We start from the raw sequence: 20478 nt of genomic DNA on the forward strand, positions 1-20478 counted from the left end.
CCGTGTTCTTTAGCCCTCTCAACTGACGACTTGATTATTATACACTCTATTACCCCTTTTGTCAACACTTTTTTTCAACTTTTTTCATCTTTTTTTATTTTTCTTTTTGCTACACTATATATTGTGGATTACTTTCTGTCATATATACTATTCATGCTATAAAAGCAAAAAATATGCCGACTTCCGTCGGCATATTTCATATTAATCTTGTTTTTCTTCTTTTTTCTTTTCTTTGAAAACCATCTTAAGCAAATCAATACCGATTATCATATTTTCGGTAAACGGATTAATTACAACCGCCTCAACAGGATTCTTTTCATCATACACTACTGTAACGCATTGCTCGAAGTTAAGTTTCAATAATACACCCGACGGTGACTTTTGAACCATAGATTCTTCATCAGTAAATATAGGTAGAAATACCTTCTTATCCGTACTTGTCAAAAATGCCGGGTTAAATACAGTTCCCTCTTTCAATCTTACATTACCGTTTTCAAGTTTTTCAAACGGATCTTCCACATTACATACTGACGGAAGCAAAAACTTTCTGCCTGACAGCATTTTTAATACAGCAATCAAATTCTGTTGATTTCTTTCTTGTTTAAATGCTTTCACCTTTGATTTAAAAACTTCATTTTCAAAAGCTATGTCGTCTTTAGGTTCTTGTTGCGGTTGCTCTTCCGCTTTTTCTTCTTTGTTGCCGCTCATGATTTCATCATAAGCCTTGGATATTTCGTCCTTTAGTTCATTATCCTCTTGAGTTGAAACTTTTTTCGTTTCTTCTTTTTTGTTCTTTTTAAATATTGCCATTTTTCAATCCTCACTATTTATCATATTACTTCTATTATACATATTAACAAATAGTTTGTCAATGACAAAAAAGTTTTACGCCTCCGGCATTACTATTGCGGCAATAATATAGGCAAGCACACCTGTACCGAATGCAAGACACGATAACAATACCACACCCAATCTTACCAAAGTGGAATCAATATTGAAATATTCGGCAATACCGCCGCACACGCCACATATTTTTCTGTCAGTTGAACTTCTAAACAGTTTCTTCATTATAATCACCCTCCATATTATCTATTCCGAATTCTTTAAAGAAATCATTTATATCATTATAATCATCATACATATTATTCGGCTCTATTCTTGTTTCGACGTTAATTCCAATTCCGCGAAGTGCTTTTTCAACATCAGCGCCCATCACAACACCGCTTGCACACAAAGCAATTCCGAGTGCAACCGACACAGCACAGATAATAAGTACAACTTTTGTTATAGTCTTTCTCATTTTGTCCTCCTTATCCATCACGCTTTTTTATTAAAAAGTCTTGAGCCTAAAGCAACGATTTTTCTGATTATCCACGGAAACAGTTTTATGCATACAACCACAGTCGCCCAAGCTATAAACAATCCCAAGCCGAAGAATATACATCCAACACCTATTTGCATAACCATATTTGCAAATCCCGCGTGAGCAAAAAAGCTTTTAAGTATCATTCCCGCACCGCCGAGCCACATTGAAACACCGCTGAAAAATGCAAACGGAAAAATACACAATATACCGAATATTATCGCTACCGCAAAAAATCCGACTGCTATTGCCAACGGTATAAGTATCGGCGACAATAATATAAGAATAATTATCAATGCCCATATTCCGACACCGTTTTTCTTTGGCGGTTTAATGTTTGCGTTGCTGTTTGCTACGTGCGTTCTGTAATAATTTTGTGCCGCATATTTAGGACTTCCGAATCTTTCAATCACTTTTTCGTCCGCCTCACTGCCGTTGAAATATGATTCAAAATATTTTTCGGCTTTTATTACTTCTTCATACGGCATAAATCCAAGTTCTTTTTTGATTTCGTCTAAAAATTCTTCCTTAGTCATTAAGCCTCATCCCTTTCATTAAATCCAATTTTGACGTTACCCATTCCGCATTTTACATTAATATTATGCAACGCGCCGATATTGTTATCCAACTTACTTCCTGCACCATGAATTTTCGTGCCGCCAATATCAACGCATCCCATACCTGCCGTTGCCGACATATTAAAGTTGTCTGCACTGTTTGTAAGTGTTAGTGTTACATTACCCATTCCGCAGTCAACATTCACGTCACCGTTCATACTGCAACTGCCGACTATGTCACCCATTCCGCACTTCATATTCAAATGCTGAGAATACATATTTTTAATTTCACATTTTCCCATACCGACTTCAACTTTTGTATTATCGGCTGACAATCCCGACACAAGAATATTTCCGGCGGTTAATTTCATAACAGCTTTCTTTGCGTGAAATCCCTTTGGTATTATTATAGAAACAACCCCGTTTCCATTATTTCCGATAGTCTTTGAACCCTCAACTGTCCAAGTATTGTTTGCAATATAACTTTTAACCTTTACTTCACCGGCTGACATTGTATCAACAGCAAAGCTGTCTCCTGTTCTGAATTCAAAATTTCCTGCTTTCAAGTCAAGATATATGTTTTCAATATCGGAGCAAGTTTGAACTGTTGCATTTGAAACAGCAATTCGTTGATTTGTCTTGTTGCCGAGAAATTTTATAAGCAATACTATTACCACAACAAGAATTACAATTCCGGTTATCCCCGGAAGAGCGTTTCTTATCATATTTAATACAGGTACGCCAAACCCAACCGCCAATATACATACAAGCACTGTTTTCCAAGAAATTTGGTTATTGTGTTTTGTACTTTCATCATTAACGTTTTTTCTGTCGTAATACTCATTTTTAAACTCTTCCGCCACTTTATGCGGAGTACCCATTTCCGCAATCACTTTCTCTTCGTCATCTCCGGCGTCATTGATATATTCATCATAATAACGAATAGCGTCATCAAGCTCATCCTTCGGAAGAAAACCAAGCTCACGCCTTAACGCCGCAAGAAATTCCGTTTTATTCATCATCTATCACTCCCTCAAATATATTTGTTATAGTCGCTTTGTAGTTCTGCCATTCGTCACGGTACATATCAAGCTGTTTCCGACCTCTGTCTGTTATCTTGTAATAACGCCTGTTTCGTCCGGAATACTCTTTGTCATAAATTTCGAGACAATCGTCCTTTTGCAATCTGCGGAGAACAGGATATAAAGTAGATTCCGATACATCAAGTTCGTTTTTTAAAACTCTTGTTATTTCATATCCGTAAGTGTCCTCTTTTTTCACTATCGCAAGTACGAGTGCGTCAAGCAGTGCCGCATTAATATTAAATATCATATATTCACCGCCTTTTATTGTTTTATTTATAATATGTTTTAATTTAATAATATTATATATCGTATAATATTATTTGTCAATAGTATATTATTTTTTTATTTATATATTGCAAACTTATTGAAAATTAGATATAATAGAAGTGTAAAATAAAAGAAAGAAGGTAAATTTCAAATGAAAATTGCTTTAATTAACGAAAACAGCCAAGCTGCAAAGAATGGCGTTATTGTTGAAACACTAAAGAAAGTTGTTGAACCTCTTGGACACGAAGTATTTAACTACGGTATGTACTCAGCTGACGATGCAGAACAACTTACATATGTACAAATCGGTATTCTTGCCGCAATACTTCTAAACTCAGGTGCGGCTGACCTTGTTATCACAGGTTGTGGTACAGGCGAAGGTGCTTGCCTTGCTTGTAACGCATTCCCAGGTGTACTTTGCGGTCACGTTGTAGATCCGACAGACGCTTATCAGTTTACACAGGTTAATAACGGTAACTGTATCGCAATGCCTTTCGCAAAAGGCTGGGGTTGGGGTGCTGAGCTTAACCTACAATATGTGTTTGAAAAACTGTTCGTTGAAGAATGGGGCGGCGGTTATCCTAAAGAAAGAGCAGTTCCTGAACAGAGAAATGCTAAAATTCTTAACGAAGTTAAAAAGGTTACTCACAGAGATCTTCTTGATATTCTTCCTAACCTTGATCAAGAACTTGTTAAGGGTGCTGTTGCAGGTAAGCAATTCAAAGACTTGTTCTTCGCTAACTGCAAGTGCGATAAGATTGCCGAATACGTTAAGACAATCGTTGATTAATTTTGCTTTGAAACAGGTGTGCAACGCATACCTGTTTTTTTGTTTGCGGATTTTTATATTGCCACCACTCCGTCACTTCGTGACACCTCTCCTCAAGGAGAGGCTTTCAAAAGGCTCCCATCGAGGGGAGCTGTCAACGCAGTTGACTGTGGGGTGGCTCCACTATTTTTTCGGTTATCTCGCTCAACGGGCGACCAATGGTCGCCCCTACATATTTTCTTCATACTGTCTAAAATAATACACATATAGCTTCGTAAGCAAGGGCGGTCATTGGCCGCCCTTAAACTCACTTCGTACGGAACATCAAGGTGCTGTCCCCTGCTTTCAACTTTACCACACCAAAATACATACAAAAAAGCGGTCGTTTCCGACCGCTTAAATCACTTTGACAACCTATCAAATTCTTTAAAATAATCTCTCGTTTCTTTCGCGACAACACCGCTAAGTGCGATAAGTGCGATTACATTTGGTATCGCCATAAGTCCGTTGAAAATATCTGCAATAGTCCAAACAGCCGCAACAGTAAGGTACGGACCGATGAACACTGCAAGTACATATATCCATCTATAAACCTTAACAACAGTTTTATTTCTGTTTGATAGGTATTCAAGACAACGTTCGCTGTAATAGTCCCAACCAAGAATTGTTGTAAATGCAAAGAATGCAAGACAAATCATAAGAACAAATGATGACACAACCGATGGGAACGGAAGACCGCTTTGGAATGCGACTGTCGTTATCGCAACACCCTTTAAGTCAGGATTTGCCCAAGAACCTGCAATTACGATTGCAAGACCTGTCATTGTACAAATAACGATAGTATCAATAAATGTACCTGTCATTGAAACAAGACCTTGACGAACTGTATCCTTAGTTTTTGCCGCAGCTGCCGCAATCGGAGCAGAACCAAGACCTGCCTCGTTCGAGAATATACCTCTTGCAACACCGTTTTGCATTGCAGCCATCATTGCACCAAGTACACCTCCGGCAACCGCTCTGATTCCCTGTATGCCGTCACCGTATCCAAACGCACCTTGAACAATTTGCACAATCGCATCAGGAATTTTTGTAACATTGCAAAGTAACAACAACACAGCAAATACAACATAAAGCACTGCCATAAACGGTACAACAACTTGTGATACATTAGCAATTCTCTTGATACCGCCAATAATAACAAGTGCCGTGCATACCGTTACAATAAGACCGGCAATTACAACTACCCAAGAAATATCTCTGCCGAACAAATGAATTGCCCAGCTTGTATTCGGGTCAAAGAAATTAGTAACCGCACTTGCGATACCGTTTACCTGTGTAAAAGTACCTATACCCATAAGACCTACACAAACACCGAAAAACGCAAAAATCTTTGCAAGCCACTTCCACTTTTTACCCATACCGTTTTCTATGTAATAGAAAGGTCCGCCGAGAACGTGACCTTCTTCATCTATAGTACGATACTTAATAGCCAAGAAACCCTCGGTATACTTTGTAGCCATTCCGAAAAATGCCGCTACAATCATCCAGAACAACGCACCCGGGCCGCCTGCCGCAAGAGCAGTTGCAACACCGACAATATTACCTGTTCCGATAGTCGCCGAAAGTGCCGTACACAAAGCACCGAAACTCGTAACTTCGCCCTCTCCGCCTTCTTCGTTTTTAACCATAAACTTCAAAGCCTTACCAAGGTGTCTTACCTGCAATCCTCTTACTCTGATTGTAAGATAAATACCTGTAAGAATTATCAATACAATAAGCGGAACTCCCCATACAAATCCGTCGATTTTATTTAAAATCTCGCCGAACGTCTTAAAACCTTCACCTGTCATTTTCCTTATCAATCCTTCCTTTTTACAAAAATACAATAAAATTTTATCACATATCGCAAAGATTGTCAATTAACGATATTTCCAAAACATTCAAACACATTTTATGCAACTTTAACGTAATAAAGTGCAAAACAAAAACAGTATCTTTGAGGAAAGATACTGTTTTTAAATCATTTCTATGAAAAACTGTCCGAAAGACAATTATTCATACGGGTCTTGGACCGTATTAGTTGTTTTGTTTTGCGAAACATTCACTGCAATATACAGGCTTGTCGTTTCTCGGTTCAAAAGGAACTTTGTCAACCTTACCGCAAGATGCACAAACTATTTCATACATCTCCTTGTTTTGACGCATACTGTTCTTTCTTGCCTGACGACATTCCTTACAACGCTGAGGTTCATTTTCAAAACCCTTTTCAGCGTAAAATTCCTGTTCTCCGGCTGAGAATGTAAATTCCTTACCGCAATCCTTACATACTAATGTCTTGTCTTCGTACATTGTTTTTACCTCACTTTGGTTATTTGTTTGTTTTCTGCCTTCAATAAATCCCCTCGTTGCCCTCACGCAAAGTGCTTTCAAGTTTTTTCTTAATACGTTGGACGGCATTGTCAACCGCTTTCGTATCTTTTCCCAACTTTTCCGCAATTTCCTGATAGGAAAGCCCCTCAAGATAATATACAAGCACTTCTGTTTCAAGCTTGCTGAGTACTTTATTGATTTTATACTCCATACCATCCATATTCTCTCGATCAATCAATATGGCCTCAGGGTCTTGAAGCTCACTGAACGCTATGATGTCAAGCAAGGTTGTATCGCTGTCATCGTCATAAGTATTCTTATCAAGTGATACATAAGAATTTAAGGGAAGGTGTTTTTTTCTCGATGCCGCTTTAACGGCAGTTATAATGTGCCTTGTCACGCATACTCCCGCAAAGACTTTAAAAAACGGAAATCTGTCGCCGTCAAAATCCATAACGGCTTTGTACAGTCCTATAAGTCCCTCCTGAATAATATCGTCATCATCGGCACCGGCAAGAAAATAAGGTTTTGATTTTGCATAAACAAGATTTTTATATCTCGACAATATCGCCTCCAAAGCTTCGTTATCACCGTTTTGAGCGGCTTTAACAAGTTCTTCGTCCGATAACGTCTTTAGATTTTTTCTTTCCGTTTCCAATACCGTCACCTATTCTTCCCTCTGATATAAGTACAAACCGTAGTATATCATTTTAATTCCAAAAAGTCAAGGAATATTTGTAAAACCTGCAAAAATATTTTATTTCTAATTTATAATTATACAACACTTTTCACAATGCGACATTTTATTTCAAAAGTGAGCAAAAAAATGACTGCCGATAAACCGACAGTCATTTTCGTTAGCAGTACATATCCTTGTATGCCGCAATACAATTCTTAATAACTTCTTTTGCCTCGTCCGGACCAAGCACCTCATTTACAACAGTTTCCTTACCCTCAAGAGATTTATACACTCTGAAGAAGTGAGAAATTTCACTGAAAGTATGTTGAGGTAATTGGTTAATATCCTTAAATTCCGCATATGACGGGTCATTAAACGGAATTGCAATTATCTTTTCATCGACTTGGTCATCATCAATCATTTTCATAACACCAATCGGATAACATTCAACAAGCGTCATCGGAACTATTGATTCCTGACAAAGTACAAGAACGTCAAGCGGGTCATTATCCGCCGCATACGTTCTCGGAATAAATCCGTAGTTTGCAGGATAGTGAGTTGATGTGTAAAGTACGCGGTCAAGGCGCAAAAGTCCTGTTTCCTTATCCATTTCATACTTGTTTTTAACGCCTTTCGGAATTTCGATTACTGCCATAAATTTTTCAGGTGAAATTCTTCTTGGGTTAATATCGTGCCAAATGTTAGACATACCTTATCTCTCCTTTTTATCATTTTTTAGACTGTATTATAACAGTTTTTGTTTCTTGGTCCCATTCAACGGTACAATCAAGCGATTCGCTTACCGCTCTTAAAGGTACCATTGTTTTATCATTCATAAGTTGCGCAGGCTCGTTAAGTTCCGGTTGTTTTTCGCCGTTCACATAAAATTCCTTGCTGTTTATTGTCATTGTTATAGTTTTATCTGCCGTTTTTGCAATAATTTGTTGCACACCGTTTTCATCAACCCATTCAACTTCTGCATTCAATGCCTCGAAAATCGTACGCATAGGCACAAGTGTAGAGTCATTTTTTATAACAGGGTCTTGCGTCGGGAACTGCAAAGTCTGACCGTCAAGAACTACAGTCACAATATCAGGCTTTTTGCTAAGCTCGCTCAAACTGCTGTAATCTTCAAACAGCACAACAGGCTTTTCGTCAAATCTTACACCCTTTGCACGAATATAACTTTTCTGACTTGCATTGCTTTCAATATGAGAAATTCTGAAATCATCTTGATCCTTTAAATTATCTCTGTTTGAAATTTGATTTTGAGTTAAATTATCCGTATTGTTTTTATCGTCACCAAACCACATTCTGTCATATGACGCAACGAATGCATCCGGAATATTGCTTTCTGTCAAAGCCGCTCTTGCCGCCGCAACCGAATCCTTATAATTATCAGGATTCATAACAGTCTGCAATCCCTCACCCAACGTATATGAATAATATGTTTTACCGTTTGCCCAAACATTTTCTTCACGGCCGTCCTCATTTACAGTCTTTTCGATTTTTACTTTCGGCTGTAATTCGTCCGTATCGGGATCAAGCATATACATTTGAAGAAGATATGTCGTATCGACACTGCTGAACGTTTCAACACCTATATATTTCTTATTTCCGACAGGGATAGTAAAAACGTTTGCATAAGAATTACCGTAATTTGCAATTAAATCGGTATCTATCGAGCCAAGGAACGTAACACCGTTTTCGCTGCCTTGATAAACCGATACACCGCTGCTTTCAACAGTAATAAGTTCATTGTCAAAGTCCATATCTATATCATCGTAAAATGCAGAGATAAGTCCCGAAAAATAATTATTTACATTGTCATATTCATTTTCGTGACCGGCAAATGACGCCGCAAAATCACAATAACCGACCTGAGGGCCAATCACTGTCGAAATAAACTTATTATAAGCATATATGTTATCTTTTGCAAATGCACTTGTGCCTAAAAGCATTGCACCTGCAAGTACCGCACTGACCGTTTTTTTTAATTTCATAATTAAACTACCCCTTCTTCGGGACATTTATCACAATCCCGACTTTAAATCTTTTATTTTTGCACGAAGATTATTAATTCTTTCTTCTACACTCTCACCGGTTGCAATAGACTTAACGATTGCACTGCCGACAATAGCACCGTCGAAATATTTTGTAAGTTCCTTAACCTGCCTGCCGTTTGAAACACCAAATCCCACGCAAGCCGGAACGTCAGTATATTTCTTTATCGTTCCCACAAATTCATCAAAATTTGTGACAAATGATGATTTCTCACCCGTAACGCCGAGTGAAGAAATACAATACAAAAATCCTTTTGCGTCTTTCGCAATATTTTTAATTCTGTCTTTTGAAGTCGGTGATACAAGGCTTATCTGATATACACCGTATTTTTCGGTATATTCCTTGATTTCATCACTTTCTTCATAAGGCAAATCGGGAATAATAAGTCCGTCGACGCCTGTTTCCTGACAACGTTTAAAGAATTTTTCAATTCCGTATTGTACCATTACATTATAGTAAAGCAAAAATACCATAGGTACTTCCACATTATTTCTGATTTTTCGGACAAGTTCAAACACCTTGAAAATATCCACACCTTGCGCCAAAGCTCTTTCATCGGCACGCTGAATTACAGGACCGTCCGCCGCAGGATCCGAAAAAGGTACGCCCAATTCAATAAGGTCAACGCCCTCCTCCTGCATTGTGTATATAGCCTTTTCACTCACTTCCATATTAGGGTCGCCTACCGTCAAAAATGTAATAAGTGCCTTTCTGCCATCTGCTTTCACCTTAGCAAATCTCTCGTCTATTCTATTCATTCTCATAACTCCTCACTGTCTCTATAAATTTCTTTATCTTCTGTTCATCTTTAAAACCGTCCGTTTCAACCGAAGAAGAAATATCCACTCCGACAGGCTTAAAAATATTAATACCCTCTATAACATTTTCGGTTTTAATTCCTCCGGCAAGCATAATCGGCTTATCGGTCTTTATACTACCGCTGCCGTGCCAGTCAAAAGTTTGACCGCTGCCACCGTACTCTTTATCAGTATACTTGTCTAAAAGCAGTCTGTCAACCCCTTTTACATCATAAATATCTTCTCCGTCACGCACTCTTACGGCTTTCCAAATTTCACATTTGCAGTCAAGGTTTGAAATATACTCATCGTTTTCATCTCCGTGAAGCTGAACAACGTCAAGCTTTGCTGCCTGTACCGCCTCATTTATCTTTTCATACGTTGCATTGACGAACACACCGACTTTTTTTATATCCTTATCAAGATTTTTCGTGATTTCAGCAACCGTTTCGGGTGTGACTTCACGTTTGCTCTTTGCGAATATAAAACCAATGTAATCGGGTTTGTACTTATTAATTATATCTATATCTTCCTTACGGCGAATACCGCATATTTTAATTTCCATATCTCAAATTATCAACAGCTTTTTTTATATCCTTTTCACGCATAAACGCCTCACCGATAAGTGCAGCATCAAACTTTAATCCTCTCAGATATTCAAAGTCACTGTGTTTCCTTATCGCACTTTCCGCAACCTTTACTTTACCGTCGGGTATCAGCGGTAAAAGTCTTTCGCACGTAGTTATATCCTCGTCAAACGTCTGAAGATTTCTGTTGTTTACACCTATTATCCTGCCGTATTCAACCGCTCTTTTGACTTCTTCTTCGTTGTGCGTTTCAACAAGCACATCAAGTCCGATACTGTCTGCCAAAGCGTGAAACTTCTTGTATTCCGCATCAGTCAGTGCCGCCAATATAAGCAAAATTGCGTCCGCACCGTACAGTTTAGCCTCATATATCTGATACTCGTCAACCGTAAAATCCTTGCGAAGTACGGGAATGCTGAAATTACTTTTAATATCCTTAACAAATTCTATATTGCCTTTAAAATATTCAGGCTCGGTAAGTACCGACATTGCTTGAATATTGCATTTGTCATATTCTTCGGCAATCTTCATATGGTCAAAATCTCCGCGTATAAGTCCCTTTGACGGCGATGCTTTTTTTATTTCCGCAATAATTGAAACATCATCAATCGACATAAGTCCGTTTTTGAAATTCGGTGCTTTAAGTTCCGCTTTATCCAAAGCCTTTAAAAGCCCACTTGGGCTTAAATTTTCTTTCGCCTTCGCTACTCTGATTTTCGTAGATGCAATAATTTTATCAAGTATCATATCAAATTCCGCAGCCTTTCTTCTTAATTAAATTTCTTAGTTTCAGCCACAAATTCGTTTACTTTATCCATAACATTACCGCTGTCAATAGTCTGTTTTGCGATTTCGACAGCCTCTTTGTATGAATCTGCTTTACCGCCGATATATATACCTGCCGCACTGTTAAGAACGATAATGTCGCGTCTTGCACTCTTTTCGCCGTTAAAAATACTTTTTGCGATTTCGGCATTTTCCTTACCGTCACCGCCGGTAATATCGCTTGCATCCGCATATTCGATACCGTAATCGTGCGGATCGATTTCATACACGACAATCTTACCGTCAATAATTTCGTTTACCAATGTTTTACCCGTAACCGTAATTTCGTCCATACCGTCACTGCCGCAAACAATCATAGCGCGTTTAACGCCCATTTCACTCATTACCTTAGCAAAAACGCTGACTTTTTCAGGTGAGAAAACACCTATAACCTGTCTTGATGCATTTGACGGATTTGAAAGCGGACCAAGCATATTGAATATAGTTCTGATACCGATTTCTTTTCTGATAGGTCCTACATTTTTCATTGCCTTATGGAACTTCATAGCATTCATAAAGCCCATACCTGTTTCATTTATACATTGCTCAACCTGTTTCGGCTCAAGCATAATGTTTGCACCGAGTGCCTCAAGCAAATCGGACGCACCGCTCTTTGAAGATGCAGCTCTGTTACCGTGCTTTGCCACAGTCACACCTGCCGCCGCACAAACAAACATTGATGTTGTCGATATGTTAAACGAATTAGCACCGTCACCGCCCGTTCCGACAAAGTCTATGTACTCATCAGTATCAAGCTTGACGCTGCCGCCCTTTGACTTCATCATTTCCGTACAACCGACAATCTCGTCTACCGTTTCGCCTTTCATGCGAAGTGCCGTCAAAAATGCCGACACCAACACAGGTGACGCTGTACCCTCAAGCATCATATCCATTGCTTTTGCAGCCTCTTCACGCGTAAGATTTTGTCCTTCTGTTACTTTTTTTAATAGTTCTTTCATAATTATAGTCCTCCTCTAATCTCAAGCAAAATGTAAAAGAAAAGCCCGTTTTTGACCAAAACGAGCGTAATATCCCTATAAAATATAAAACATCTTTTTAATTTTGCTCATCTCGTCTAATCTAAATTTATTATAGCATAGCATAACAAAAAATGCAATACCGGAAAATCGAATTTTCTACATTATTTTTTTCAAATTCCCCTTGTAATATTTGTTTAAATATTGTATAATAAATGTATTAATAAAATAGGGGTGAAAAACTTAATGAAAAGTTTCGATATAAAAACAAAAATTTATTTCGGTGACAATGCACTTGACAGACTTGCAGACCTTCCTTATAAGAAAGCGCTTATCATCACAGACCCGTTTGTTGTAAAGAGCGGTATGCTACAGATGATTACATATCGTTTGAACGACGGTTATACTGAATTTGACGTATTTTCAGACGTTGTTCCGGACCCACCGATTGAAAAGATTTCTCTTGGTGTTAAGGCAATGCTTGACTATGATCCTGACGTTGTTATCGCAATCGGCGGCGGCAGTGCCATTGACAGTGCAAAATCAATTCGTGAATTTGCAACAAGAGCATCTCAAAAAGAAGTTGCACTTATCGCTGTTCCTACAACTTCCGGTACAGGCAGTGAAGTTACAAGTTTTGCCGTTGTATCTGATCCGGCAAATGATATAAAATATCCGCTTGTATCAGACAGTATGTTGCCGACAGAGGCTATTTTGGACGCCGACCTTGTAAAGAGTGTTCCGGCAAACATAACAGCCGACACAGGTATGGATGTACTTACTCACGCAATCGAAGCATATGTAAGTATCAACAACAACGAATTTTCAGCCGCACTTGCAGAAAAGTCAATCGAGATATGCGGTACTTTCCTACTTCGTTCATATCTTGACAATAACGATACACACGCAAGAAAGAAAATGCACGTTGCGTCATGTCTTGCAGGTCTTGCATTTAACAGTGCATCACTTGGTCTTAACCACGGTATTGCTCACGCAATCGGTGCTAAGTTCCACATTCCGCACGGCAGAGCCAATGCAATGTTACTTCCTCACGTTATCGAATACAACTCAGGAATTAACAAACATTCAAGAAGTCAAAGCCACTATCCTAAGTGCGTTGAAAAGTATGTAAACATTGCTAAACTTCTTGGTGTAAATAACTTCAATGAAATCACAACAGTTCGCGCTCTTGTAAGCTGGATTCAGTTTATGTTAAAGGAAATGAACGTTCCTGTTTCGGTTTCACAATGCGGTGTTGACAGAACAGAATACTTCAATGCAATCGACTCAATGGCTGAAAAAGCTCTTGCAGACGCTTGTACAGCAACAAACCCTCGCGTACCTACGAAGGAAGAAGTTGTTCAAATTCTTGAACATTTATACGAATAATATTATAAATACAACAAATTCGGGCGTGCTTTTTAACACGCCTATTTTTGTAAAAACTATTATATTGGGAGGATTTTCGTATGAATCAAATCAATCGAAAAAGCAAAATATCCTCGTTTTTTGAACTGCTTTCTTCACATTGTGAATATATTATGACTTTCGCTTTGGGATTGCTTATGATTGTTCAACGATTTTTAAGCGGAGTATACAAGCCTGTTATGGACGACTGGTTTCTGTACGGTGATTTGTATAAAGGTATATCAAACCGACTTGCAAACTTTTCAATTCCGAATGAAAAGTTTGCAATACGCCCGCTCGCAGGAGTGTTTGACTGTTTCGTAAACGCACCGTTGTTTAATCATTTGTGGATTGTCGAATTGTTTTTGACATTTTCACTGCTTTTCGGTTCATTTCTGATTATAAAAGCACTTCGCAGAAACAATTTTGCAAGCGGCGGATTCTTCTTGTGCCTTGTGTGCCTTTTTCCTGTCGGACTTGAGGCTACTTATTGGATTGCCGCCGCAACAAGAGTTGTATATTCACTGCTGTTTATAGGTTGTGCCACACTTTCGCTTGATTACTGTTATAAATCGGATAAAGTGAAATTTTTAGTTATGTTTGCCGTATTCGGTATGCTCAGTGTATGTTTTTACGAACCGGCAATAGTGGTTTATATCATACTTACGCTTTTCATTGTTTGGAACAATTATAAGAATAAAAAAGATTTGCTTCCGCTTGCAATAATGGCGGCACATATAGCAATTATCGGAATTTACTACATTTTAAATTCCGGTTCCGGCGAAATAGAATCGCGAGGCGGTTTTCTTGAAACAGACATATTGGAGCATACCGCACTCGTTACCGATTATACGAAAAATATATTCACCGATTTTACAAATTCAATATTCAAAAACGGTTACGATAAAGGTATGATTATCGTTTTCGGCGGTCATAAATTTATAAAAATATTACTTATCGCAATATTTTCGATTATATTCGGTTTATTTTCGGCTGTATGTATTAAAAAGCGTAAATTTTCTTGGAAAATACTTGTGCTTGGAATTGTGATGTTTTTCGGTGGACTTTCACTAAACTACATTCTCGGTTCTGACAGAATACCGTTAAGACTTGTATTTTTCGCATATCTTGGAATAGGTATAGTAATTGATGAACTTATAGTTCTTTTACCGCTATCGTTTAGCAGAATTTTATGTGCGGTTTTACTTACAGTTTCGGCATTTTCATTTACAGTTACAGGTATCGGTGAAGTGAGCGATTATCAAAAAACATCTGACATTGACGTCGCTCTTACATCACAGCTTATAAACCTTGACACCAAAGAGAATATCACGAATACAGACAAAAACGTATATGTATTCAGCGGTCAGCATTACTATGATGAAACAAAATGTGTAAGCTGGCTCGATCATATAAGAGGCGTCAGCGGTAATTATGCTGATTTTACAGGTTGTATGCGACATATCACCGGTGCTGCGAATACAAATAACGTTATGCCTTTCACTTACGGAGATATTCATAAACTTAAACCGTTTATTGATATTGAGGGTGTTTGCAATTTTTATAATATAGAATATGACAGAACAATCGTTCCCGTAAAACTCGTAGCAGACGGCGATAACTACATCATTAAACGCAATGATGATTCAATAGTCGGTACATTGACAAAAGTTGACGATGTCTCATATCAATTCTTTAATTAAAAAAGCGACTGACAGTCGCTTTTTTAATACTCTCATTTTGTGCAATCCTTCGTACAGGCGACCATCGGTTGCCCTAAACCTACAATATATTCTCCAACTTAAACTTATAATTTTTCGGCAAATGTTCAAACAAAAAACCAAGCACACGACAATGTGAAACTGCGTCTGTTTGCTCCCCGCCGTTAATATACCCCTCCACTTCTGATATATTCATTTCAATTTTATCAAAATCCTCGTGATTGCCTGTTGCGGCAAGTACAGTACTATTTTCGTCAAGATACTGTACAAGTTTTTCGATTTCATCACCGGCACTTTCATAATCGCCGTCATACAAATACGCCATAACTCTGTCATTAATCTCCCCCAGTTCTCTCGACACTTTATCAATATGGTTTGTATATGCAACACTTCCTGCCACAATAACCGCCGCAATAACCGCTGACGCTATAACTCCTTTCATTTTCTCCATTCCCCTTTTAACTGTATAAATAATTCGTCCTCTGCGTCAAGTGACGCAACAAATATCTCTTTTACATCTTTAATATTACGTTTTTTCAACTCCTTTGTAAGCCAAATGTGGTCTTTTTTCGCGCGAGTCAATTCACCCTCGTTAAGTGTTCCGTCCGACACGATAACACAAGGCAATCCGTCGTGACGAACATTTTCAAGCTGTAAATCCTCCACCGTCACAGGCCTTGCTTTATCTTTCGGTATAACGCTCAATTTACCGCTTGTTTCCAAAACCGCCACCGCCACATCGGATATATCGTGACAACCGTTAAGGCGAAGTTCCTCAAGCAAATCATTGATATTAAACCGAAGTTTTTTCAACTCGGCTTCATTTATGCACCCGTCATACACGACAATACTCGGCTCACCGCTCAAAAACTTGCGAATATTTTTACTTTTAAGGCTCAAATATGACATCATAACTTCTGCAACAATCAAAGTCAGCACAGGAATAATCCCCGACAAAAGAGGTATATCAATAGCCTGCATAGGCACAGACGCCAAATCGGAAATCATTATAGCGACAACAAGCTCCGACGGCTGCAACTCCCCAAGCTGTCTTTTACCCATTATACGCATAGCGGCAATAACCATACCGTACAAAATCAAAGTTCTAACAACAAGTATAAGCATATTTCACCTCAGACATTTTCTTTTGTGTATTATTCTCTTTAAACACAATATTTATGTATTTCACTTTACTTTCACGCGTTAAAGTGGTATAATTAAACTATATTTTGTAATGCACACTATCGGCTCGCAGATATATGTGCATTAGTGATTTATTGTGAGCAGAAAGGTTACTGATAACAAATGAAAGAAATAAATGACGAACGAATTGACACGCTTTTCAAAGCAGTTCTTGAATTAAAAACCGTTGATGAATGCAGAAGATTTTTTACTGATTTATGCACTATTTCGGAACTTAAATCAATGAGTCAGCGTATGGAAGTCGCACTTATGCTTAAAGACAAAAATGTCTATACGGACATTGCCGCAAAAACAGGTGCGTCAACCGCAACAATCAGTCGCGTAAACAGATGTATAAATTACGGCTCAGACGGCTACAATTTAGTAATTGACAGAATGGAGAATAAAGATGAATAGCTATACCGATTTCGCCTATATTTACGATTCGCTTATGCACAAGGATATTGATTATGAAAAATGGGCGGACTATATAGAAAATCTTTTTATTATGTATGACGTAAACCCCGACCTTGTATGCGACCTCGCATGCGGTACAGGCAATATAACAATACCTCTTGCCAAACGCGGATACGATATGACAGGCGTTGATATTTCGGAGGATATGCTTAACATTGCCCGTGAAAAAGCCGACGGACTTGACATACTTTTTCTGAACCAAAGCATGACCGATCTTGACCTTTTCGGCACAATGGGTGCGTTTCTATGCATGATTGACGGTATAAATTACGTTCTTCCGCCGAAATCGTTATTAACTCTTTTCACCAAAATCAAAACTTGCTTTATCGATCCCGACGGTCTTTTTATATTCGATATAAGCACAGAATATAAGTTAAAAAACGTGATAGGCTCAAACACATTTGTGCACAGCGATAAAAACATATTTTATACCTGGCAAAATCGCTTTATCGAAAAACGCAAATTATCCGATATGTTCCTTACTTTCTTTGTAAAGCAAGGCAAAAAATACAGCCGTTTTGAAGAACGTCATCTGCAAAGAGCATATTCGGTAAACGAACTTACATTACTTCTCAAAAAAGCCGGTTTTAAGTCTGTCGATACATATGACGAACTGTCGTTTGACAAACCGAAAAAAGACAGCGAACGCATAGTGTTCGTGTGTCGTTAAATACTGAATATTTATAGGATTTTCCTTGATTTTAAGCCCAATTTGTGGTATAATAAATAAGTTAAAAGTATTAAATTTTGTACTTGGAATTTACGTTTCAAGTCTGAAAATTAGGAGGAAATTATGGCAAAAAAGTCCAAAGAATTGAAACTGGATATGGACGCAATCAATAACCAACATATTATTGATGTTGACCTTAACAGTGAAATGAAAAAAGCTTATATTGATTATGCTATGAGCGTTATAGTAAGCCGTGCCCTTCCTGACGTTCGTGACGGTATGAAACCTGTTCACAGACGTATATTATATGATATGTATGAGGCAAACCTATTATACGAAAATGATTTTAAAAAGTCTGCCGCAACTGTCGGTGACGTGCTTGCTAAATATCACCCTCACGGTGACGCGTCCGTATATGACGCAATGGTACGTTTGGCACAGGATTTCTCACTTAGATATCCGCTTGTACAAGGTAAAGGTAACTTCGGTTCTGTCGACGGTGACCCGCCTGCAGCTTACCGTTATACCGAGGCGAAAATGTCTAAAATATCGGCACTTATGCTTACCGATATTGAGAAAAATACGGTTGACTATGTACCTAACTATGATGACAAATTAAAAGAGCCTGACGTTCTTCCGTCAAGATTTCCGAATTTGCTTGTAAACGGCTCTGCCGGTATCGCAGTCGGTATGGCGACAAATATTCCGCCGCACAATCTTACAGAAGTTGTTGACGGTATAATCGCAGTTATAGACGACCCTATGATAACAACTGAGGAACTTATGACTCATATTCAAGGTCCCGATTTCCCAACCGGCGGCGTTATTATGGGCAAAAGCGGTATAAGAAACGCTTATACAACAGGTCGCGGAAAAATCATTCTTCGTGCGAAAGCCGAAATAGAAGAACACAATGACCGAAACAGAATTGTTGTCACAGAAATACCTTATCAAGTAAACAAAGCAAAGCTTGAAAAGCATATTAACGAACTTGTTCGTGACGGCAAGATTGACGGTATTTCATCAACTCGTGACGAATCTACCGAACATATTCGTCTTGTTATCGAACTTAAACGTGACGCAAACCCTAACGTTGTACTTAACAATCTGTTCAAGTATACACAAATGCAGGATACTTTCGGCATCATCTTGCTTGCACTTGTAGACAAACAGCCGAAAATTCTTACACTTCGTGAGATGATTGACTACTACATCGCCCACCAGGAAGATGTTATTTCAAGACGTACACAGTTTGAACTTGACAAAGCACTTGACCGCGCACATATCTTAGAGGGTTACAAAATTGTTATAGACAACGTTGACGAAGTAATCAAAATAATCCGCGCGTCAAAGAGTATTCCTGACGCAAAGCAAACCTTGTGCGAACGTTTCTCACTTACAGACGCACAGTCAGACGCAATCGTAAAAATGCAGCTCGGTCGTTTGTCCGGTATGGAACGTGACAAGATTGAGGAAGAATATCAAGCACTTGTTGTAAAAATCGAAGACTTACGTTCAATTCTTGCAGATGAAAGCAAAGTTCTTGAAATAATTAAGAACGACCTTACCGATATTAAGAATAAGTACGGCGATGAAAGAAGAACCGAAATATCAATGGTTACAACTGAAATTGATATTGACGACCTTATCGACGAAGAAGATATTGTCGTTACAGTTACTCATAAAGGTTACACAAAACGTCTGCCTGTCGATACTTATAAATCACAAAGACGCGGAGGTCGCGGTATTTCAGGTCTTACAACTCGTGAAGAGGACTTCGTTGAACACCTGTTTACAACCACAACACACCACACATTGTTGTTCTTTACAACTCGCGGTGTTGTATACAAGCTGAAAGGTTATCAAATTCCTGAGGCAAGCAGACAGGCAAAGGGTACGGCGATTGTAAACCTACTTCCGCTTGAAAATGATGAAAAGATTTCCGCAATGATTCCTATTAAGGACTTCGAGGACGGCAAATACCTTACATTCATCACCAAAAACGGTATTGTCAAAAAGACAAACGTTATGGATTACTCAAAAATCCGTAACGGCGGACTTCGTGCGATTGACCTTGACGAAAACGATGAACTTATCAGAGTTAAACTTACAGACAATACTCAAGATATTATTATTGCTACACATGACGGTTATGCAATCCGCTTTAACGAAACTGAGGTACGTTCAACAGGCCGTACAACAAGAGGTGTTATGGGTATCCGACTTCACGACGGCGACTATGTTATCGGTGCGTCTGTTGCACTGCCCGACAGCCAGCTTCTTACTGTCACAGAAAACGGTTACGGCAAGAAAACACCGCTTGACGAGTATCGTATTCAGTCAAGAGGCGGTAAAGGTATTTTCACTTATCGTATTACCGAGAAAACAGGCAAACTTGCCGGTATGAAAACTGTCACAGATAATGACGATATTATTCTTATCACATCTGACGGTGTTATTATAAGAATGCACACAGATGAAATTTCTTCATACAGCCGTCAAACTCAGGGTGTAAAAGTTATGCGTCTTGACGACGGTGTAAGTGTTATGAGTATCGCACGAACAGAACGTGAAGAAGAAACTGATGAAGAAGCAGAAAATTCTGAAGAAGTTATTGCTGATGATACAACCGAAACTCAAATTGTTGACGAAAGCGAAACAGAAGGAGATGTCGAGTAATT

At 38.5% G+C, this 20478-nt stretch carries 23 protein-coding genes; 6 read left to right on the top strand and 17 right to left on the bottom strand.

What is annotated here, in order from left to right; translation table 11 throughout:
* Window positions 1-201 precede the first annotated feature (201 nt).
* From LKE05_RS10530 to LKE05_RS10555, 6 genes are all read right to left on the bottom strand, one after another.
* Window positions 202-810: an SseB family protein gene (locus LKE05_RS10530; RefSeq protein WP_308456832.1), complete on the bottom strand. Its 609-nt coding sequence runs from the start codon at window positions 808-810 to the stop codon at window positions 202-204.
* A 75-nt stretch (window positions 811-885) separates the two neighbouring features.
* Entirely contained in the window at window positions 886-1068 is a 183-nt protein-coding gene (locus tag LKE05_RS10535; RefSeq protein ID WP_118446696.1) for a PspC domain-containing protein, read from the bottom strand.
* Window positions 1052-1300 carry a hypothetical protein gene (locus tag LKE05_RS10540; protein WP_308456833.1) on the bottom strand — a complete coding sequence of 83 codons (249 nt, stop codon included), beginning with the start codon at window positions 1298-1300 and terminating at the stop codon, window positions 1052-1054. Before LKE05_RS10540 ends, LKE05_RS10535 begins: the two co-directional genes overlap by 17 nt.
* Window positions 1301-1317: 17 nt before the next feature.
* Window positions 1318-1899 (bottom strand): DUF1700 domain-containing protein, encoded by a 582-nt coding sequence (locus LKE05_RS10545; RefSeq protein WP_308456834.1) that lies wholly within the window; start codon window positions 1897-1899, stop codon window positions 1318-1320.
* Window positions 1899-2942 (bottom strand): HAAS signaling domain-containing protein, encoded by a 1044-nt coding sequence (locus LKE05_RS10550; protein WP_308456835.1) that lies wholly within the window; start codon window positions 2940-2942, stop codon window positions 1899-1901. The genes LKE05_RS10545 and LKE05_RS10550 overlap by 1 nt, the downstream gene beginning before the upstream one ends.
* Complete coding sequence (locus LKE05_RS10555) at window positions 2932-3252, bottom strand: PadR family transcriptional regulator (RefSeq protein ID WP_022229014.1); 321 nt, start codon at window positions 3250-3252, stop codon at window positions 2932-2934. The genes LKE05_RS10550 and LKE05_RS10555 overlap by 11 nt, the downstream gene beginning before the upstream one ends.
* A 171-nt stretch (window positions 3253-3423) precedes the next feature.
* On the opposite strand from LKE05_RS10555, the gene LKE05_RS10560 reads away from it, so the two are divergent.
* Window positions 3424-4062, top strand: coding sequence for an RpiB/LacA/LacB family sugar-phosphate isomerase (locus LKE05_RS10560; protein ID WP_308456836.1), 639 nt, complete (start codon window positions 3424-3426; stop codon window positions 4060-4062).
* 380 nt (window positions 4063-4442) lie between these two features.
* On the opposite strand, the gene LKE05_RS10565 is transcribed toward LKE05_RS10560, so the two are convergent.
* From LKE05_RS10565 to trpD, 9 genes are all read right to left on the bottom strand, one after another.
* Complete coding sequence (locus LKE05_RS10565) at window positions 4443-5891, bottom strand: alanine/glycine:cation symporter family protein (protein ID WP_308456837.1); 1449 nt, start codon at window positions 5889-5891, stop codon at window positions 4443-4445.
* A gap of 226 nt (window positions 5892-6117) precedes the next feature.
* Complete coding sequence (locus LKE05_RS10570; RefSeq protein WP_022228811.1) at window positions 6118-6390, bottom strand: zinc-ribbon domain containing protein; 273 nt, start codon at window positions 6388-6390, stop codon at window positions 6118-6120.
* A 40-nt stretch (window positions 6391-6430) separates the two neighbouring features.
* Window positions 6431-7078, bottom strand: coding sequence for an RNA polymerase sporulation sigma factor SigH (sigH, locus tag LKE05_RS10575; RefSeq protein ID WP_308456838.1), 648 nt, complete (start codon window positions 7076-7078; stop codon window positions 6431-6433).
* A gap of 190 nt (window positions 7079-7268) precedes the next feature.
* Window positions 7269-7799, bottom strand: a complete 531-nt coding sequence (locus tag LKE05_RS10580) for an inorganic diphosphatase (RefSeq protein ID WP_022228813.1) — start codon at window positions 7797-7799, stop codon at window positions 7269-7271.
* A 19-nt stretch (window positions 7800-7818) separates the two neighbouring features.
* Entirely contained in the window at window positions 7819-9093 is a 1275-nt protein-coding gene (locus LKE05_RS10585) for a copper amine oxidase N-terminal domain-containing protein (protein ID WP_308456839.1), read from the bottom strand.
* Between the two features lie 30 nt (window positions 9094-9123).
* Window positions 9124-9912, bottom strand: a complete 789-nt coding sequence (trpA, locus tag LKE05_RS10590; RefSeq protein ID WP_308456840.1) for a tryptophan synthase subunit alpha — start codon at window positions 9910-9912, stop codon at window positions 9124-9126.
* Complete coding sequence (locus LKE05_RS10595) at window positions 9905-10516, bottom strand: phosphoribosylanthranilate isomerase (protein ID WP_308456841.1); 612 nt, start codon at window positions 10514-10516, stop codon at window positions 9905-9907. Before LKE05_RS10595 ends, trpA begins: the two co-directional genes overlap by 8 nt.
* Window positions 10506-11285, bottom strand: a complete 780-nt coding sequence (gene trpC / locus LKE05_RS10600; RefSeq protein ID WP_308456842.1) for an indole-3-glycerol phosphate synthase TrpC — start codon at window positions 11283-11285, stop codon at window positions 10506-10508. Before trpC ends, LKE05_RS10595 begins: the two co-directional genes overlap by 11 nt.
* Window positions 11286-11308: 23 nt before the next feature.
* Entirely contained in the window at window positions 11309-12322 is a 1014-nt protein-coding gene (gene trpD, locus LKE05_RS10605) for an anthranilate phosphoribosyltransferase (protein ID WP_349163589.1), read from the bottom strand.
* Window positions 12323-12586: 264 nt separating this feature from the next.
* Between trpD and LKE05_RS10610 the strand changes: the two genes are divergently transcribed.
* Entirely contained in the window at window positions 12587-13729 is a 1143-nt protein-coding gene (locus LKE05_RS10610; RefSeq protein ID WP_308456843.1) for a 1-propanol dehydrogenase PduQ, read from the top strand.
* An 80-nt stretch (window positions 13730-13809) separates the two neighbouring features.
* Window positions 13810-15450, top strand: coding sequence for a glucosyltransferase domain-containing protein (locus LKE05_RS10615; RefSeq protein ID WP_308456844.1), 1641 nt, complete (start codon window positions 13810-13812; stop codon window positions 15448-15450).
* 79 nt (window positions 15451-15529) lie between these two features.
* Here the strand turns inward: LKE05_RS10615 and LKE05_RS10620 are convergent, their stop codons facing one another.
* Window positions 15530-15910: a DUF4363 family protein gene (locus tag LKE05_RS10620; RefSeq protein ID WP_308456845.1), complete on the bottom strand. Its 381-nt coding sequence runs from the start codon at window positions 15908-15910 to the stop codon at window positions 15530-15532.
* Window positions 15907-16593: a DUF421 domain-containing protein gene (locus tag LKE05_RS10625; RefSeq protein ID WP_117968395.1), complete on the bottom strand. Its 687-nt coding sequence runs from the start codon at window positions 16591-16593 to the stop codon at window positions 15907-15909. The genes LKE05_RS10620 and LKE05_RS10625 overlap by 4 nt, the downstream gene beginning before the upstream one ends.
* A gap of 180 nt (window positions 16594-16773) precedes the next feature.
* Here LKE05_RS10625 and LKE05_RS10630 point away from each other — a divergent pair, with 180 nt between their 5' ends.
* The 3 genes from LKE05_RS10630 to gyrA all read left to right on the top strand — a co-directional run bounded on the left by LKE05_RS10630 (window position 16774) and on the right by gyrA (window position 20476).
* Window positions 16774-17067, top strand: coding sequence for a YerC/YecD family TrpR-related protein (locus LKE05_RS10630; protein ID WP_118446681.1), 294 nt, complete (start codon window positions 16774-16776; stop codon window positions 17065-17067).
* Window positions 17060-17797, top strand: coding sequence for a class I SAM-dependent DNA methyltransferase (locus LKE05_RS10635; RefSeq protein WP_022228824.1), 738 nt, complete (start codon window positions 17060-17062; stop codon window positions 17795-17797). The genes LKE05_RS10630 and LKE05_RS10635 overlap by 8 nt, the downstream gene beginning before the upstream one ends.
* Window positions 17798-17920: 123 nt before the next feature.
* Window positions 17921-20476: a DNA gyrase subunit A gene (gene gyrA / locus LKE05_RS10640; protein WP_308456846.1), complete on the top strand. Its 2556-nt coding sequence runs from the start codon at window positions 17921-17923 to the stop codon at window positions 20474-20476.
* Window positions 20477-20478 lie beyond the last annotated feature (2 nt).

It is taken from the genome of Hominilimicola fabiformis (assembly GCF_020687385.1).
GTDB classification, from domain to species: domain Bacteria; phylum Bacillota; class Clostridia; order UBA1381; family UBA1381; genus Hominilimicola; species Hominilimicola fabiformis.

What these genes read in the sequence shown, in the direction of transcription:
- LKE05_RS10530 (WP_308456832.1), bottom strand. Translation starts at nt 810, where the DNA reads ATGGCAATATTTAAAAAGAACAAAAAAGAAGAAACGAAAAAAGTTTCA.
- LKE05_RS10535 (WP_118446696.1), bottom strand. Translation starts at nt 1,068, where the DNA reads ATGAAGAAACTGTTTAGAAGTTCAACTGACAGAAAAATATGTGGCGTG.
- LKE05_RS10540 (WP_308456833.1), bottom strand. Translation starts at nt 1,300, where the DNA reads ATGAGAAAGACTATAACAAAAGTTGTACTTATTATCTGTGCTGTGTCG.
- LKE05_RS10545 (WP_308456834.1), bottom strand. Translation starts at nt 1,899, where the DNA reads ATGACTAAGGAAGAATTTTTAGACGAAATCAAAAAAGAACTTGGATTT.
- LKE05_RS10550 (WP_308456835.1), bottom strand. Translation starts at nt 2,942, where the DNA reads ATGATGAATAAAACGGAATTTCTTGCGGCGTTAAGGCGTGAGCTTGGT.
- LKE05_RS10555 (WP_022229014.1), bottom strand. Translation starts at nt 3,252, where the DNA reads ATGATATTTAATATTAATGCGGCACTGCTTGACGCACTCGTACTTGCG.
- LKE05_RS10560 (WP_308456836.1), top strand. Translation starts at nt 3,424, where the DNA reads ATGAAAATTGCTTTAATTAACGAAAACAGCCAAGCTGCAAAGAATGGC.
- LKE05_RS10565 (WP_308456837.1), bottom strand. Translation starts at nt 5,891, where the DNA reads ATGACAGGTGAAGGTTTTAAGACGTTCGGCGAGATTTTAAATAAAATC.
- LKE05_RS10570 (WP_022228811.1), bottom strand. Translation starts at nt 6,390, where the DNA reads ATGTACGAAGACAAGACATTAGTATGTAAGGATTGCGGTAAGGAATTT.
- LKE05_RS10580 (WP_022228813.1), bottom strand. Translation starts at nt 7,799, where the DNA reads ATGTCTAACATTTGGCACGATATTAACCCAAGAAGAATTTCACCTGAA.
- LKE05_RS10585 (WP_308456839.1), bottom strand. Translation starts at nt 9,093, where the DNA reads ATGAAATTAAAAAAAACGGTCAGTGCGGTACTTGCAGGTGCAATGCTT.
- trpA (WP_308456840.1), bottom strand. Translation starts at nt 9,912, where the DNA reads ATGAATAGAATAGACGAGAGATTTGCTAAGGTGAAAGCAGATGGCAGA.
- LKE05_RS10595 (WP_308456841.1), bottom strand. Translation starts at nt 10,516, where the DNA reads ATGGAAATTAAAATATGCGGTATTCGCCGTAAGGAAGATATAGATATA.
- trpC (WP_308456842.1), bottom strand. Translation starts at nt 11,285, where the DNA reads ATGATACTTGATAAAATTATTGCATCTACGAAAATCAGAGTAGCGAAG.
- trpD (WP_349163589.1), bottom strand. Translation starts at nt 12,322, where the DNA reads ATGAAAGAACTATTAAAAAAAGTAACAGAAGGACAAAATCTTACGCGT.
- LKE05_RS10610 (WP_308456843.1), top strand. Translation starts at nt 12,587, where the DNA reads ATGAAAAGTTTCGATATAAAAACAAAAATTTATTTCGGTGACAATGCA.
- LKE05_RS10615 (WP_308456844.1), top strand. Translation starts at nt 13,810, where the DNA reads ATGAATCAAATCAATCGAAAAAGCAAAATATCCTCGTTTTTTGAACTG.
- LKE05_RS10620 (WP_308456845.1), bottom strand. Translation starts at nt 15,910, where the DNA reads ATGAAAGGAGTTATAGCGTCAGCGGTTATTGCGGCGGTTATTGTGGCA.
- LKE05_RS10625 (WP_117968395.1), bottom strand. Translation starts at nt 16,593, where the DNA reads ATGCTTATACTTGTTGTTAGAACTTTGATTTTGTACGGTATGGTTATT.
- LKE05_RS10630 (WP_118446681.1), top strand. Translation starts at nt 16,774, where the DNA reads ATGAAAGAAATAAATGACGAACGAATTGACACGCTTTTCAAAGCAGTT.
- LKE05_RS10635 (WP_022228824.1), top strand. Translation starts at nt 17,060, where the DNA reads ATGAATAGCTATACCGATTTCGCCTATATTTACGATTCGCTTATGCAC.
- gyrA (WP_308456846.1), top strand. Translation starts at nt 17,921, where the DNA reads ATGGCAAAAAAGTCCAAAGAATTGAAACTGGATATGGACGCAATCAAT.